This is a genomic window from Promicromonospora sp. NPDC050262 (assembly GCF_040655935.1).
Classification (GTDB): Bacteria; Actinomycetota; Actinomycetes; order Actinomycetales; family Cellulomonadaceae; genus Promicromonospora.
Genome location: NZ_JBFAKX010000003.1, coordinates 124,343 through 139,600, shown reverse-complemented (window position 1 = coordinate 139,600; position 15,258 = coordinate 124,343). Strand labels below are relative to the sequence as shown.

The window sequence follows — 15,258 nt, the reverse complement described above, 5'->3', positions numbered from 1 at the left end:
CGGCGCCGTCGGCCACGCGCGCGGCGTCAGGTGGCCTCCGGATCGGCCCCCTGCGCCGCGCGTCCGCCGTCGACGGGCAGGACCGCCCCGTTGACGAACCCGGCGGCGTCCGACAGGAGGAAGGCGACCGCCTCCGCGACCTCCCCGCCCGTGCCGACCCGGCCCAGCGGGTGCAGGGCGGCCATCTGCCGGTCGACGCCGGGGTGGTCCCGCCGGTACTCCTCGTAGCGCGCCGTCGTCACGGACCCGAGGGCCACCGCGTTGGTGCGGATGCCGTCGGGCCCGTGGTCGACGGCGACGGCCCGGGTCAGCGCCTCGACCGCACCCTTCGCGGTGGCGTACGGCAGCGCGCCGCGCACCGGCCGCTGCGCCTGGTGCGACGAGACGTTGACGATCGCGCCGGGCCGCCCGTGCCGCAGGAGGTGCCCGACGGCGGTGTGGCAGCCCGTGACCGCGAGGGCCAGGTTCGCCGTGACGAGCCCGAGCACGTCGGACGGCGGCGCGGTGATCGGCGCGTCCCGGAAGATCGCGGCGTTGTTGACCCAGCCGGCCAGCGGTGCCGCCGCCTCCGCGGCGTCGGCGGCCCGACGGGCGACGTCGGGATCCGCCGCGTCGCCGCTGACGAGCGCGACGCGGGGATGCTCCCAGCCGAGCGGCCCGGCGAGGTCCAGCACCACGACGTGGCCCTCGGCGGCGAGCCGCAGCGCGATCGCGCGGCCCACGCCCTGCCCGCCGCCGGTCACGACGTACGAGTGTGGGGCGGTGCGGCCCGTGGGTCCGGGCTCGTGGACGGTGCGGCTGGTCGGTTCCGTGTGCGCGGCCATCCCCCGATCCTGCACCCGGCAGGCGGCAGGGACCGAGTAGGGTGCGGCGCGGACGCACGCGAGCGGACCGACCGAGAAGGAGCACCAGGGTGTACGACCACGTCACGGCGCGTCGGCGCCCGCCCGTCAGCCTGCTCGTGTGGGTGCTCGCCGCCCTGCTGGCGTTCGGCGCGGTGATGGGCACGATCTGGGTGCTGGGCCAGGACGTGTCCGGGCAGGACGCCGCCGGACAGGCCACGGCAGGTGCCTCCGCGAGCGCGGTGCCGAGCCCCACCGGGGCGAGCCCGGTCAGCGCCCCGGCGAGCCCGGAGCCGTCGCCCACCCCGAGCGCCCCGCCGCCCGAGCCGGCGCCCGTCACGCTGCAGGGCGTGGCGTCCGGCCGCTGCCTCGACGTGCCCGGCGGCGTCGCCGCGGACGGCGCGGCGCTGCAGATCTACGACTGCAACGGGTCGCCGGCCCAGCAGTGGACGGCGTCGGCCGCCGGGGAGCTGCGCGTGCTCGGGACGCTGTGCCTGGACGACCCGAGCGGTGGCCAGCAGGGCACCGCCGCCCAGGTCTGGACGTGCCACGGCGGCGCCAACCAGCAGTGGGCCCCGCAGGCGGACGGCACGGTGCGCAACGCCGCGACCGGGCTGTGCCTGGACGTGTCGAACGCGCTCACGGACAACGGCACGCCCGCGATCATGTACGGCTGCCACGCCGGGGACAACCAGCGCTGGACGGTCTCCTGACCGGTCGCCGCCGACCCGTCCCGGCGGGCGGCCAACCGCCCAGTGCGGCCAACCGCCCGGCGCGGCCAACCGCCCGGCGCGGCCGACCGCCCGGCGCGGCCGACCGCCCGGCGCGGCCGGTGCCCGCCCGGGCCTCAGACCCGCGGCGGAGCCTCGACCAGCTCGCGCAGGGCCTCGACCGCGAGGGCGTGGTCGTCCTGCTGCGCCAGCCCGGACACGGTGACGACGCCGACGATGCCCACGCCCGCGACGCGGACCGGGAAGGCCCCGCCGTGTGCCGAGTACTCCTGGAACAGCAGCCCGTGGTCGGCGTTGAAGTCGGTGCCCTTGGCCTTGGCCCGTAGGCCCACGAGATACGACGACGCCCCGAACCGGTAGACCACCCGCACCTTGCGCTTGATCCACGAGTCGTTGTCGGGCGTCGTGCCGGGCCGCGCCGCGTGGAAGACCTGCTGCGTGCCCTTACGGATGTCGATCGTCACGGGCAGGTCGCGCTCCACCGCGAGCTCGACGAGCAGGCTGCCGAGCCGCCAGGCGTCGTCGTTCGTGAACGTGGGCAGGACCAGCTCGGCCTCCTGGGCCTCGACCTCGGTGATGATCGCGGTGACATCGGATTCGCTCATGGACCCATCCTGCCCTGTCGGTGCGGCCGCGCCGACAGGGCAGGGAGGCCGGGTCAGCTCGTCTCGTAGGCCGCCGAGACGTGGTAGACGCCGCCGCCCCAGCCGTCGGCCGGGAACGCGTCGGACACGCGGATGTAGGCGGCCTTGTCCGCGCCGAGGTGCTCGGTCAGGTCGAGGGTGTGGTCGGCCCGGTTGGAGCCGTCCCGGATCTGCTCGTCCTCGGCCAGCACCGTGGTCCAGCTCTCGCCGTCCGGGCTCACCTCGACGACGTACTGGTTGTCGATCGTCAGCGTCGCCTGCGCCGACGTCGTCCCCGCGGGGAACGGGAACCGGTAGACGAAGGCGCTCTCGCCGTCGGCGTACCGGCTGCCACCGCCGCTGAAGCCGGAGCCGCCGGCGTCGAACAGCCAGGGGATCTCCTCGGGCGACCCGGCCGCGAAGTCGACGACGGCCGCGACCAGCACCTCCGCCCGCGCGGTGTAGGCCAGGCCCGACCGCGCGGTGACGGTCACGCTCACCGGGTAGCTGCCGTCGGCGGCGCCGGCCGGGATCCGCACGTCCACCGGCACGGTGGCCCGCGCGGGGTCGGCGTGGCCGGACGGGTGCAGCCGGAGCGTCGGGTCCGCGGTGACCTTCCAGCCGCGCGGCCCGGTGGTCCGCACGGTCACGGGCAGCGCCTCGGGCCGGGCGGACGTCGCGGCCACGTCGACCTCGAGACCCACCCGCGTGGCGGCGCCGGGGCTCGGCATCACCGCCACGACCGCGGGCGAGGCGGCGGCCGAGAGGGTGCGTCGCGGCTGCTCCCGCGGGACGTCGGCGATCAGCGCGCTCAGCGCGCTGGCCTGGGTGCGCCAGTCGAACACGTTGGGCTGCTCGGCGGTACCGCCGGCCCAGCGCAGGCCCAGCCGGCCCGCGACGTCGCGGTCGTTCGCCCAGACGGAGGCCGCCTGGTCCGCGACGAACTGCGTGTACGCCGGCTCGCCCGTGGTGTCGGCGAGCTCCATGAGGTACCGCTGGAAGATGCCCTTGAACTGCTTCTGGTTGTCGTCGCAGCTCCGGCCGGCGGCCTCGCACCACTCGGTCAGCACGCCGTCCTTGACCAGCACGTCGGACTCCAGGGCGGAGTCGGCGAGGTACTTCGCGGTGTCGAGCAGCTCCGGGTCACCCGTGGCCCGCCACAGCTCTAGCGCCGCGCCGATGCCGAGGCCCTGGTTGTACGTCCACACCGTGTCCTCGTTGCTGGAGCAGTCGTCGCGCAGCCCGTCGTTGACCAGGCCGTCGGCGTTGATCATGCCGCTGCCCACGTACCAGTCCCAGGCCTCCTGGGAGCGGTCCAGCCAGAGCGTGTCGCCGGGGAGGCGGTTGTGCAGCTCGGCGGTCAGGCGCACCCACTGGCCGTTGGTCACGGCGTTCTTGTAGGTGCGCTCCTCGTTCCACCAGATGCCGCCGCCGCACGTGCTGGTGTCCCAGAACTCGTTCATGAACTCGCCGATGGTGACGGCCATGTCGAGGTACTTCTCGTCGCCGGTCAGGTCGTACGCGGTGACCCAGTTGAGCCCCCACCACCCGGAGTCGTCGATGGCGCGGCTGGTGAAGTTGCCGTAGATCTCGTCGGTGGACCGCTCGCCCGCCGGGAACGGGCCCTTGTTGGTCTCGAAGCTGTGGTCGAGCTCGGCCAGGTAGCGCCGGTCGCCCGTGCGCGCCATGTAGTCGCCGATGGTCTGCAGCGCGACGGCGGAGTTCCACCAGCTCGACGCGAACCACGCCTTCTGCTGGTCGTAGGAGTCCATCAGCACGTCGGCGGAGACCCGGGCGTCCGCGACGGCGGTCGCGGCGTCGACGTCGTCGGTGCCCGCTTGCACGGCCGCAGCCGGCACTGCGGCGGATGCCGCGGGTTCGGTGGGTGGCGGTCCGGCGTGCGCCAGGGCGACCGGTTGCAGGCCGGCGATCACAGCGATGGCCAGCAGGACACGTCGGGTACGACGCAACATCGACATCGATGGGCTCCTCCCCCTGGGCGCGACGTTGCCCCCAGGCGCTCGTGATTTCACCCAAAACCTACAGGACAATAGGATGAAATACACCTATTCGATGACAGCGGTGTCGGATGCGGCGCCCGCGGGAGCACACGGGCGCGCGAGCAACCGCCGAGCCCGACGACCCACCCCGACCGGGGACGCCCAGGGGAAGTGCGCTTCTACCCAGTCATCGGGCCCGAAATCAGGCCGATTCCGGGCCCGATGACTGGGTAGAAGCGCACCTCGGCTCGGGCCGGGCTAAGGGCGCGACGGGGCCGGGTCCGCCGGGCACTCGTCCGCCGACGACGGCGCGGGCGCCGGGTCCGCCGGGCACTCGTCCGCCGACGACGGTGCGGGCGCCGGGTCCGCCGGGCACCCGTCCACCGACACGTCCGACTCCGGCACCTCCGGCGTCGGCACCGACGTGACCGCCAGCCTCCGGTCGGGGTCCAACCGGGTCAGGATCGCGAACGCGAGCCGGGCCAGGTCGTCGACGTCGCCCTCGGTGAGCCCGTCCAGGATCATGCTGGACACCGCGTCGGCGTACAGCGGCGTGCCGTCCCGGTAGACCTCGCGGCCCCGGTCGGTGAGCACCGCGTTGGTCGCCCGCGCGTCCTCGGGGCACGGCGCGCGGCGCACGAGCCCCTTGCGCTCCAGCCCTGTGACCACGCGCGACAGCCGCGCGAGCGTGGCGTTGGTGCGCGACGCGAGCGCGCTGAGCCGTAGCTTGCCGCCGTCCGCCTCCGACAGCGCCTCCAGCAGCGTGAACTCGAACGACGTCAGCCCAGCGGGCTGCATGCGCTTGTCCAGCGCCGTGGGCAACAGCTCCAGCAGGGCGTGCAGGCGCGCGACCGCCACCCGCTCGGGGTACCTCAGCTCGCGCTCGTCCATGTCGCCATGCTACCAGTTGGTTGCACCTACAACTAAAGCGGTCTATGGTCAGTGCTTGTAGATACAACCAACCGTCCGAGGCCCCAGATCCAGGCCCGGGCAGATCCAAGGGAGCAGCACCATGGCCAGCATCACGATCATCGGCACGGGCACGATGGCCAACGCGATCGGCGGCGTCTTCGCCGAGGGCGGGCACGACGTCGCCCACGTCGCCAAGGCCGAGGTCGGCACCGCGCCGATCACCGGCGACATCGTGGTCCTCGCGGTCCCCTACGCCGCGCTCGACGGCATCGCGTCCGCCTACGGCGAGCAGCTCGCCGGCAAGACCGTCGTGGACATCACCAACCCGCTGAACTTCGAGACCTTCGACTCGCTGGTCGTGCCGGCCGGCAGCTCCGCCGCCGCCGAGCTCCAGGCCAAGCTGCCCGCCAGCCACGTGCTCAAGGCGTTCAACACCACGTTCGCCGCGACGCTCGGCGCCAAGCAGGTGGGCGGCCTGCCCACCACGGTCCTGGTCGCCGGGAACGACGCCGCCGCCAAGCAGGCCCTGATCTCGGCCGTCACGTCCTCGGGCCTCGGCGCCGTCGACGCCGGCTCGCTGGAGCGTGCGCACGAGCTGGAGGCGATCGGCTTCCTGCAGCTCACCCTCGCCGTCGGCGAGCAGGTCGGCTGGACCGGCGGCCTCGCCCTCGCCCGCTGACCCGCAGCGCCACACCAGCCCCACCCCGCCCCGCCCCGCCCCGGACCAGGAGCACGTCATGAACAGCCCGACCGACCCGCCCGCCGTGGACGACCGGATCATCTCCCCCGCCCTGGCGATGGACGCCGTCACGCTGCGCGTGGGCGACCTCGACACGATGGCCGCCTACTACGGCTCGGCGTTCGCGCTCGAACCGCTCCAGGAGCGCGGCAGCGGCCGGGAGGTGCACCGGGTCCTGGGGCGGGGCGCCACGCCGCTGCTGCGGCTCGTGCACACGCCCGACCTGCCCACGGGCGACCACCGGCAGGCCGGGCTGTTCCACACGGCCTTCCTTTTCGACGACGCCGCGGCGCTGGCCGCCACCGTCTACCGCGCGGCGCAGGACGCCCGCGGCACCTTCACCGGCTCCAGCGACCACCTGGTCAGCGAGGCGTTCTACTTCACCGACCCCGAGGGCAACGGTGTGGAGCTCTACACGGACCGGCCGCGTGAGCAGTGGGTGCGTGACCGGGGCCAGATCAAGATGGACACCGTGTGGCTGGACCCGAACGCCTACTTGCGCTCGCACCTGACCGAGGCGGAGCTGGGCGCCGCGCCCAGCCGGTCCGGCCGGGTGGGCCACGTGCACCTGCAGGTGGGCGACGTCGCCACGGCCCGGTCGTTCTACGTGGACGCGCTGGGCCTGGAGACCACGCTCACCGACATCCCCGGCGCGCTGTTCGCCTCGGCGGGCGGATACCACCACCACATCGCGATGAACACCTGGAACAGCGCGGGCGCGGGGCCGCGCGCCGCGAGCCTCGGACTGGGCGACGTCGCGATCACCGTCCCCGGCCGCGAGGACCTCGACGCGCTCGTGGCCCGGCTGCGGGCCGCGTCGGTCCCGTTCGCCGACGACGGCCGCTCCGTCACCGTCGCCGACCCGTGGGACACCCAGGTGACCGTCGCCGTGCCCGGTGCGTCCGCCGAGAACCTGCTGACCCGGTAGGGCACCGAGCGGCCGCCGGGAGGCCCGCCCTCAGCGCGTCGAGCTGCCCGGCACCAGCTCGGTCGGCAGCGACAGCTTGCTGACCTGCCCGGGGTCGCGGAGCTGGTCCAGCACGAGCCGGACCGCCTCCGCCCCCATGCGCGCCTCGTCCTGCCGGATGTGCGTGAACCGGTAGCGCGCCTGGTCATAGAAGGCGTCCGGGTGGTCGAAGCAGACGATGCCGAGGTCGCCGGGCACGTCCCGCCCGGCGCGGTGGGCGGCCTCCCGGAGCAGGACGGCGATGTTGTACTCGGTGGCCACCAGCCCGGTCAGCCCGGGGTTGTCGGCCAGGAACTTCTCCAGGGCCGCGATGTCGTCGTCGGGCGCCACGCCGCTGCCCGGGACCGTCGAGCGGACCTGCCGGAACTGGTGGGCGGGGTCGAACGGCACGTGCCGGGTCGCGTGGGCGTCGACCACGCCGTCGAGCCGGTCCTGCACCGTGGAGACCGTGCTCGTCGCCGAGACGAGGCCCACGTGGTCGTACCCGGCGGCGAAGAGCGTCTCCGCGGCCTGGCGGCCCGCCGAGACGTTGTCGGAGCAGACCGACGACACCGGGACGCCGTCGAACACCCGGTCCAGGATGGCCACCGGGAACGACTGCGTGATGAGCTCCAGCACGGCCGGGGGCACGTACTGCGACGAGCTCGGCTCCAGGATCAGCCCCTGGACGCCGTCCGCCACGAGCGAGCGGACCAGGTCGCCCTCCGCCTCGCCGTCCCCCAGGCTCCGCTTCATGACGAGGTTGGCGGTGGTGCCCGACGCGTCGAGCAGCCCCGCCAGGACGCGCGTGCCGAAGGTGTCGTCGAAGTCGGTCAGCACGCACCCGATCAGCGGGCTGGGCCCGCCGCCCGGGCCGACGGCGTTCGTGGCGGTCTCGCTCACCACGACGGTGCCGAGCCGCGGGCGGCGCGTGATGTAGCCGTCGTCGCGCAGCAGGTCCATCGCGCGCTTGAGCGTGATCGCGCTGACCCCGAGCTGCTTGGTCAGCTCGGCCTCGGCGGGCATCCGGTCACCCACGCGGTACGTGCCGGCATGGATCGCGTCGCGGAGCTTCTCGTACACCTCGAGGTAGAGCGGCTGGCTCACTGGTGCCCCTTCACCGAATGGATATGACCGATGAATCTACCGTGACCAGCCCGCCGGACCCGCCTCCAACGCGGCGCGCAGCTCCAGCGCCATGATCGCGCTGACCTGCGTCGAGTAGTGGACGGGCAGCCGCGCGGGCAGGCGCCAGTCGTCCCCCGCCAGCAGCGACCCGTCGCGCTGCCCCGTCGACCACAGCGCGTCGGTGCTCGTGCGCACGAGGTCCACGAGCGGCGCGGCGTCGGGCGAGCCCGGGCCGAGGCGGCCGAGCAGCGTGCCCAGGTACCGGTAGAACACCCCCTTGAACAGGCCCTCGTCGCCGCCGGCGCCCTCGCTGCCGACCACGCCGTCCGGCGCGAGCTCGGCGATCGCCGTCGTCGCGGTCCGCACGGCCGCGGCCACCAGCTCCGGCCGGTGCAGGACGGCGTCGAGCGCGACCGCCGCACCGACGTACAGGCCCTGGTTGTAGGTGAACCGCCACTGGGTGTCGATCCGGCCGTCGCCCTCGCGGTTGATGCCGTCCTCGACGAACCCGTCGGGGCCCACGAGCGTGGCCGTGATCCAGTCGAAGGCGACGGTGCCGTGGTCCAGGTACCTCGGGTCCGGGTCGTGCCCGTGCAGGCGCGCGGACAGGATGGCGAACGGCCCGTTGGCGGGCGTGTTCTTGTAGTACGGCTGCTGCTTGCGCCAGGCGACGCTCGCGCCGTGCGTCTCGTTCCACCCGTGCTCGACGACGTGCGCCCAGATGGCCCGGGCGTCGTCCAGCGGCTCCTCGTTCCCGGTGGCCCGCGCCAGCCGCTCCAGGGCCAGCGCGTACCAGAGCATGTCGTCGAAGTAGTCGTTGAACAGGGAGCCGTCGTTCCGCGAGCGCAGGTTCGCGCTGGTCGCCTCGGCCGCCGTCAGCCACTCCTGCTCCCCCGTGCGTTCGAACGCGTCGAGCCGCGCGTCGATCACGTGCGCGAGCCACCAGTAGTTGAACGTCGAGTTGTCCCCGACCGGGTAGGTGTTGTCCAGCAGCTGCGGCTCCGGGGCGCCGAAGAAGTGGTCGAGGCCACGCTGGGCCAGGTCGGCGCGGGCGGGCCAGGGGTTCGAGGCGTTCACAGGTCTCCTAGGTCGGTGCGCGGGGACGCGCACGGGGTGGCGCGTGCCGCGCGCCCGATTCGGACGCGCGGCACGCGGCGTGGTCACTGCGCGTTGTCGGCCAGGATCCGGTCGCCCAGCTCCTGCGCCTCCTGCAGCGCGGTGGCGGCGTCGGTCTCGCCGCCCAGGAAGCGCTCCAGGGCGGGGATCAGGGCCTTGCCCTCGACGTCGGACGCGCCGGGGATGTCGGAGCGGACCTGGGCGTACTCCATCGTCTCGATGAAGGCCTGGTAGCGGTCGTCCTCGGTGAAGTACGGGTCGTTGGCGGCCTCGATGTTGGCGGGGATCCAGCCGGAGATCCTGGCGAAGTCCACGCCGTTCGCGGGCTGCGTGGTCCACCACTTCATGAACTCCCAGGCGCCGTCCGGGTTCTGCGCCCCGCTCGGGATGACCAGGCCGAACCCGCCCATGCCCGCGCCCTGGTCGCCGTCGGGACCGACGGGCGGCTGCACGATGCCGTAGTCCACCTCGGCCTCGTCGAGCGCGGTCAGCGCCCACGGCCCGTCGTACTTGATGGCGGTGGAGCCCTCCGCGAACGAGTCGACGCCCTCGCCGAAACCTGGCTCGTACACACCGGCGTCCAGCAGTCCCTGCCAGAACTCCAGCACCTCCAGGCCCTCGGGGCTGTTGAAGGCGGTCGCGGTGCCGTCCTCGCTGAACATCTGGCCGCCGGCCTGCCGCAGCCAGATGTTGAACAGGCCCGGGTCGTCCAGGGCGAAGCCCGCGACGGACAGCTTGCCGCCGGCGCGCTCGGTGACCGCCTCGGCGGCCGACCTCAGCGAGTCCCAGTCGGTCGGCGGCTCGACGCCGGCGTCCGCCAGGAGCTCGGTGTTGTAGAAGAGCGACCGGTTGTCCACGAGCAGCGGCAGCCCGTAGGTCTCCCCCTCGACCACGAGCTCGCCCATGGCCTGCTCGTAGAACTGGGCGGTGTCGACGCCGTCCGCCGCGATGTACTCGTCGAGCGGCGCCAGGGCGTTCTTGGGCACGTACAGCGGGGTGTTGTACCGGTCCCAGAGGACGACGTCGGGCACGCTGCCCGAGGCGAGCGCCGTGAGCAGCTTCTCCTCCACGAGCTCCTGCCCCACGTACGTCACCTCGTACTCGTCCTGAGCCTCGTTGAAGGCGTCGGCCTGGGCCTGGAGCTGCTTGGCCTGGGCGCCCGACCAGGAGCCCCAGAAGGTGACCTCCTCGGGCCCACCGGCGGAGCCGCCGTCCGACGCGCTCCCGCAGGCGCCCAGGGCGCCCATCATGACTGCTGCCGCGGCGAGGGCCCCGGTGATCCGTGCTGCAGACCTCATGACTCTGCTCCTTTGCAGGGTGCTGGTCACTTCGTCCCCGAGTGGGCGAAGTTCTCGATGATGTAGCGCTGGGCGACCACGAAGACCAGCAGGACCGGCAGGCTCGCCAGGATCGTGCCGGCCAGCAGCGGCCCGTACTGCGTCTGGTACTCGTTGACGTACCCGGCCAGGCCCACCTGCACGGTGAGCATCTCCGGGTCGTTCAGGGCGATCAGGGGCCAGAGAAAGCTGTTCCAGCCGGCCTGGAAGGTGAGCACGCCCAGTACCGCGAGGCCCGCGCGGGCCAGCGGCAGGTAGATGTTCCAGAAGATCCGGAACTCGCTCGCGCCGTCGATGCGCGCGGCGTCGCCGAGCTCGTCGGGCAGCGCCTGGAAGAACTGCCGCATGAAGAACACGGCGAACGGCCCGGCGGCGAACGGGACGAGCACCGCGCCGTAGCCGTTGATCAGGCCCGCCCCGCCCTCGCCGAACAGGTCGTTGCCGCCCGCCAGCGGGAAGTGCCGCAGCACCAGGAACGTGGGGACCATCGTGATGATGCCCGGCACCATCATGGAGCCGAGGAACAGCGAGAAGACCACGCCGCGGCCGCGGAAGCTCAGCTTGGCCAGCGCGTACCCGGCCAGCCCCCCGAAGAACAGGTTGGTGACGACGCCGCCGAGCGCGATGACCGCCGAGTTGGCCAGGTACCGGCCGAACGGGCCGTCGGCGAACAGCGCAACGTAGTTGGCGAGGGTCGGGTTGTCCGGCACGAGCTGGAGGTAGGACGAGAGGATCTCGCCCTCGGGCTTGAGCGACGTGGACAGCGTCCAGACCAGGGGCATCACCGTGGTGACGCTGATCAGCACCACGGCCAGCGTCCAGACGACCTTCCCGGTCAGCGCGCGGGCGGTCAGCGGCCGGGACGTGGTGAGCTGCTGCGGGGCGGGCGCCGGGGCGCTCGCGGGGGCGGTCGCCAGGGCGGTCAACGGTCGTTCTCCCGTCCGGTGGCGCGGGCGTTGGCGACCGAGAAGACGAGGATCACCAGGAACAGCACGAAGGACAGCGCCGAGGCGTAGCCCATCTCCAGCCGCCCGAAGCCCCGGTCGTAGATGTAGTAGACGAGGGTCACCGTCGAGTTGCCCGGACCGCCCTTGGTCAGCACGTACGCCTGGTCGAACACCTGGAACGCGGCGATCAGCAGCAGCGTGAGGATGAGGAACGTCGCCCGCGCGATGGAGGGCCGGGTCACGTGCCAGAACACCCGGAACGCCCCGGCGCCGTCGACCCGGGCCGCGTCCACGAGCTCGCCGGGCACGCCCTGCAGGGCGCCCAGGTAGATGATCATGTTGGCGCCGAAGCCGGCCCAGACGCTCATCATGACGATGGCGATCATGGCCCAGCGGGACTCGTACAGCCACGCCGGCCCGTCGATGCCGAACCAGCCGAGCGCCGCGTTGAGCAGGCCGTACTGCGGGTTGAGCAGCCAGAACCAGATGGCCGCCGTCGCCACGGTCGAGGACACGACCGGGATGTAGAACAGGGTGCGGAAGACGCGGGCGGTGCGCGTGCTGCGGTTGAGCAGCAGCGCGGTGCCGAGCGCGACCAGCAGCCCGGCCGGCACGTACAGCACCGTGTAGAACGCGGTGTTGCGCACGGCGACCCAGAAGATGGGGTCGCCCGCGATGCGCGCGTAGTTGTCCAGGCCCACCCACTCGAAGTCGCCGATGACGGCGTAGTCGGTCAGGCTCAGGCCGATCGCCATGACCACCGGCAGCAGCAGGAAGATCACGAACAGCACGACCGGGACGGCCAGGAAGATCCAGGCGCTGATGGTCTGCTGGCGCCGGGTGGCGCTCACCGCGGCGCTCACGATGCTGGCTCCGGGGCCGGACGGCGGTGGGTGCGCAGGCCCGCCGTCTCCAGCGCCAGCTCGCAGAACATGGCGTTCGCCCACGAGAACCACTCGCGGGTCCAGGTGCCCGGGTCGTCCACGTGGAACGACTCGTGCACCGCGCCCGTACCGTCGTCGGTCGCCAGGATCAGGTCCAGCAGGGCGCGGCGCTCCGCCGGGTCCGTGGTGGTCAGGCCCTGGATCGCCAGCGCGATGGGCCACACGTGCCCCTCGGGCGTGTGCGGGCTGCCGATGCCCGACGCCGCTGAGCCGCTGTAGTAGTACGGGTTGGCCGGGCTCAGCACCAGGTCGCGGGTCGCGGTGTAGAGCGGGTCGTCCGCGCGGCACCAGCCCGTCAGGGGCAGCGCGAGCAGGCTCGGCGTGTTGGCGTCGTCGGCCAGCAGCACGCCGCCGCGGCCGTCGACCTCGTACGCGTACACCGGCGCGCCGTCCGGGCCGGTAACCACGCCGTGCTCGCGGATGCCGCGCTCGATCTCGCCGCGCAGGTCGTTCGCCCGGGCGGCGAGGTCGGCGTCGTGCAGCACCTCGGTGGCGAGCTCGGCGAGCTGACCCAGCGCCGTCGCCGCGAGCGCGTTGCCCGGGACGTTGTAGCCGTAGGTGCACGCGTCGTCGCTCGGGCGGAAGCCCGCCCAGGTCATGCCCGTGTACGACACCTCGGGCCCGCGACCGCCGCGCACGAGCGTGTCGGTGGGCGGGCAGTCGGTCCGCTCGAAGGTGTACGACGACGCCTCCTGGTGCCGCTGCTCGGTGCGCCACAGGTCGACGACCGTGCGCCCCACCCGGCCGAGGTCGGCGAGGTGGTCGGTGCGGCCGGTCGCGCGCCACAGGTCGTGGGCGAGCTGCAGCGGGTAGGCCAGGGAGTCGATCTCGTACTTGCGCTCCCAGACCCACGGCGACTGCTCCGCCTCCGGACCGTCCGCGCCCGGCCGGCCCGTGCGGTCGCGGTGCCCCGCGCCGGTAGGCCCGTCGTTGAACGCGTTGGCGTACGGGTCGCGCAGGATCGAGGCCTGCTGCCGCCGCGAGACGGCCGCGATCGTGTCCGCGAGGCGCTCGTCGCGGGCGACCAGGTGCAGGAACGGCGCGAGCTGCGTCGTGGAGTCCCGCAGCCACATCGCCGGGATGTCGCCGGTGATCACGAAGGCGGTGCCGTCCGGGTGCGGCGTGATGGTCCGCGCCAGGGTGTCCGCCATGCAGCGCCCCACGGCGTCCGCCACCGCGGTACCGAGCCGTTCGCCCACTCGCGCGACCAGGTCCGCCAGGACGTCCGGGTCGTAGAGCGCGGTACCGGACACCGGTGCCGCGCTGCCTGTCACGTAGCTCATTCGAACCCCATCGTTCGGTCTGCTTCGTTCGCCGTGCTTCGTTCGAACTGCCGGCCGGAACCCACGCCGGCCCGGCCTGCCGTGAACAGTAGGAGCGAATAACTTCTATGTCAACGTTTGCATTAGGGGTAATAGCAGAAGACGTCCGCGGGCGGTCGCGGAATACTCGTTGGTGCCCGCCCTCGACGAGGAGGGCGGCCGTCTCGACGAGGAGCAGCCATGCCAGAGCGCGACACCTCCCCCGGCCCCACCGCCGACCTGTTCATCGGCGGGCAGCACGTGCCCGCGGAGGGCGGCCGCTACACCGACTTCGTCCGTGCCCTGACGGGCGAGCCGATCGCCCGGATCGCCGCCGCCTCCGTCGCGGACGCGAACCGCGCGGCCGACGCCGCCGCCGCGGCCCTGGAGGGCTGGTCAGGCCTGCCGCCGGCCGCACGGCGCGAGGTGCTGCAGCGGGCTGCGGGCCTGCTCGCCGAGCGGGCGGACGAGATCGCCGCGGTGATGGGCCAGGAGATGGGCGCCACGCGGCCGTGGTGCGCGTTCAACGTGCACGTGGCCACCGGCATGCTGGCCGAGGCGGCGGCGCAGGCCTACTCGGCGGTGGGCGAGATCATCCCGTCCGACGTCCCGGGGCTGACCGCATACGGAGTGCGGCAGCCCGCGGGTGTCGTCGTGGGCATCGCCCCGTGGAACGCCCCGCTGATCCTGGGCGTGCGGGCCGTCGCGATGCCGCTCGTGCTCGGCAACACCGTGGTGCTCAAGGCCTCCGAGCAGACGCCGCGCACCCAGGCCGCGATCGTCGACGTGCTGCACGACGCCGGGGCGCCCGCCGGCGCGGTCAACCTGATCAGCAACGCGCCCCAGGACGCGCCCGCGGTCGTCGAGGCCCTCGTGGCGCACCGCGCCGTGCGCCGCGTCAACTTCACCGGCTCGACCCGGGTGGGCCGCGTGATCGGCGAGCTCGGCGGCCGGCACCTGACCCGGGTGCTGCTGGAGCTCGGCGGCAAGGCGCCGCTGGTCGTGCTCCCCGACGCCGACCTCGCCGAGGCGGCGGCCGCCGCGAGCTTCGGCGCGTTCATGAACCAGGGCGAGATCTGCATGTCGACCGAGCGCGTGATCGTCGACCGCTCGGTCGCGGACGACCTCGCCGCGCGGCTCGCCGCCCGGGCCGCGGCCCTGGCGGTGGGCGCCCCGGACGACCCGGAGGCGCAGGTGGGGCCGATGGTGCACGCCGCCGCGCGGGACCACGTGCTCGACCTGATCGCCGACGCCCAGCAGCAGGGCGCCGAGGTGATCGCCGGCGGCACGGCCGACGGGCTGTACCTGCGGCCCACCGTCGTCCGGGGCGTGCGGCCCGGCATGCGGATCTACGGCGAGGAGTCGTTCGGCCCGGTCGTGTCGATCATCGAGGCCGACGGCGCCGACGACGCGGTCCGCATCGCGAACGACACGGAGTACGGCCTGTCGGCCGCGGTGTTCAGCCGCGACGTGAGCGGCGCGCTCGACGTCGCGCGCCGCATCCGGTCCGGGATCTGCCACGTCAACGGCGCCACGGTGCACGACGAGCCGCAGATGCCGTTCGGCGGGGTGGGCGCCAGCGGGTGGGGGCGGTTCGGCTCGCGGGCCGCGATCGAGGAGTTCACCGAGCTGCGCTGGATCACGGTCCAGGCCGGGTCGCGGCCGTACCCGATCTGACAGGTAGCCTGCGGC

Annotated in this window: 14 protein-coding genes; 4 read left to right on the top strand and 10 right to left on the bottom strand. The window is 73.2% G+C overall.

Annotated features, from left to right (window positions below; all coding sequences use genetic code 11):
- Positions 1–26: 26 nt before the first annotated feature.
- Positions 27–824, bottom strand: a complete 798-nt coding sequence (locus AB0I29_RS06065) for an SDR family oxidoreductase (RefSeq protein ID WP_357479264.1) — start codon at positions 822–824, stop codon at positions 27–29.
- 89 nt (positions 825–913) lie between these two features.
- Between AB0I29_RS06065 and AB0I29_RS06060 the strand changes: the two genes are divergently transcribed.
- Positions 914–1,555, top strand: a complete 642-nt coding sequence (locus AB0I29_RS06060) for an RICIN domain-containing protein (protein WP_357479261.1) — start codon at positions 914–916, stop codon at positions 1,553–1,555.
- Positions 1,556–1,689: 134 nt separating this feature from the next.
- On the opposite strand, the gene AB0I29_RS06055 is transcribed toward AB0I29_RS06060, so the two are convergent.
- The 3 genes from AB0I29_RS06055 to AB0I29_RS06045 all read right to left on the bottom strand — a co-directional run bounded on the left by AB0I29_RS06055 (position 1,690) and on the right by AB0I29_RS06045 (position 5,087).
- Positions 1,690–2,178 carry a heme-degrading domain-containing protein gene (locus AB0I29_RS06055; protein WP_285104457.1) on the bottom strand — a complete coding sequence of 163 codons (489 nt, stop codon included), beginning with the start codon at positions 2,176–2,178 and terminating at the stop codon, positions 1,690–1,692.
- A gap of 53 nt (positions 2,179–2,231) precedes the next feature.
- A complete protein-coding gene (locus AB0I29_RS06050; protein ID WP_357479258.1) occupies positions 2,232–4,175 on the bottom strand; it encodes a glycoside hydrolase family 76 protein in 1,944 nt (647 codons plus the stop codon).
- Between the two features lie 279 nt (positions 4,176–4,454).
- A complete protein-coding gene (locus AB0I29_RS06045; RefSeq protein WP_357479255.1) occupies positions 4,455–5,087 on the bottom strand; it encodes a MarR family transcriptional regulator in 633 nt (210 codons plus the stop codon).
- A gap of 121 nt (positions 5,088–5,208) precedes the next feature.
- Between AB0I29_RS06045 and AB0I29_RS06040 the strand changes: the two genes are divergently transcribed.
- Both AB0I29_RS06040 and AB0I29_RS06035 read left to right on the top strand, forming a co-directional pair.
- The gene (locus AB0I29_RS06040; protein ID WP_285104452.1) at positions 5,209–5,787 is read left to right on the top strand and encodes an NAD(P)-binding domain-containing protein; all 579 of its coding nucleotides are present in this window, start codon (positions 5,209–5,211) and stop codon (positions 5,785–5,787) included.
- A 58-nt stretch (positions 5,788–5,845) separates the two neighbouring features.
- Positions 5,846–6,775: a VOC family protein gene (locus AB0I29_RS06035; protein ID WP_357479251.1), complete on the top strand. Its 930-nt coding sequence runs from the start codon at positions 5,846–5,848 to the stop codon at positions 6,773–6,775.
- Between the two features lie 30 nt (positions 6,776–6,805).
- Here the strand turns inward: AB0I29_RS06035 and AB0I29_RS06030 are convergent, their stop codons facing one another.
- From AB0I29_RS06030 to AB0I29_RS06005, 6 genes are all read right to left on the bottom strand, one after another.
- Positions 6,806–7,900, bottom strand: a complete 1,095-nt coding sequence (locus AB0I29_RS06030; protein WP_285104448.1) for a GntR family transcriptional regulator — start codon at positions 7,898–7,900, stop codon at positions 6,806–6,808.
- Positions 7,901–7,936: 36 nt separating this feature from the next.
- Entirely contained in the window at positions 7,937–8,998 is a 1,062-nt protein-coding gene (locus tag AB0I29_RS06025; RefSeq protein ID WP_357479247.1) for a glycoside hydrolase family 76 protein, read from the bottom strand.
- Positions 8,999–9,081: 83 nt separating this feature from the next.
- Positions 9,082–10,335 (bottom strand): ABC transporter substrate-binding protein, encoded by a 1,254-nt coding sequence (locus AB0I29_RS06020; protein WP_357479244.1) that lies wholly within the window; start codon positions 10,333–10,335, stop codon positions 9,082–9,084.
- A gap of 26 nt (positions 10,336–10,361) precedes the next feature.
- The gene (locus AB0I29_RS06015; RefSeq protein WP_357479242.1) at positions 10,362–11,300 is read right to left on the bottom strand and encodes a carbohydrate ABC transporter permease; all 939 of its coding nucleotides are present in this window, start codon (positions 11,298–11,300) and stop codon (positions 10,362–10,364) included.
- A complete protein-coding gene (locus tag AB0I29_RS06010) occupies positions 11,297–12,184 on the bottom strand; it encodes a sugar ABC transporter permease (RefSeq protein WP_357479239.1) in 888 nt (295 codons plus the stop codon). Before AB0I29_RS06010 ends, AB0I29_RS06015 begins: the two co-directional genes overlap by 4 nt.
- Entirely contained in the window at positions 12,181–13,548 is a 1,368-nt protein-coding gene (locus AB0I29_RS06005) for a glycoside hydrolase family 125 protein (RefSeq protein WP_357479236.1), read from the bottom strand. Before AB0I29_RS06005 ends, AB0I29_RS06010 begins: the two co-directional genes overlap by 4 nt.
- A gap of 219 nt (positions 13,549–13,767) precedes the next feature.
- On the opposite strand from AB0I29_RS06005, the gene AB0I29_RS06000 reads away from it, so the two are divergent.
- Positions 13,768–15,243, top strand: a complete 1,476-nt coding sequence (locus AB0I29_RS06000; protein ID WP_285104439.1) for an aldehyde dehydrogenase family protein — start codon at positions 13,768–13,770, stop codon at positions 15,241–15,243.
- The last annotated feature ends 15 nt before the right edge of the window (positions 15,244–15,258 follow it).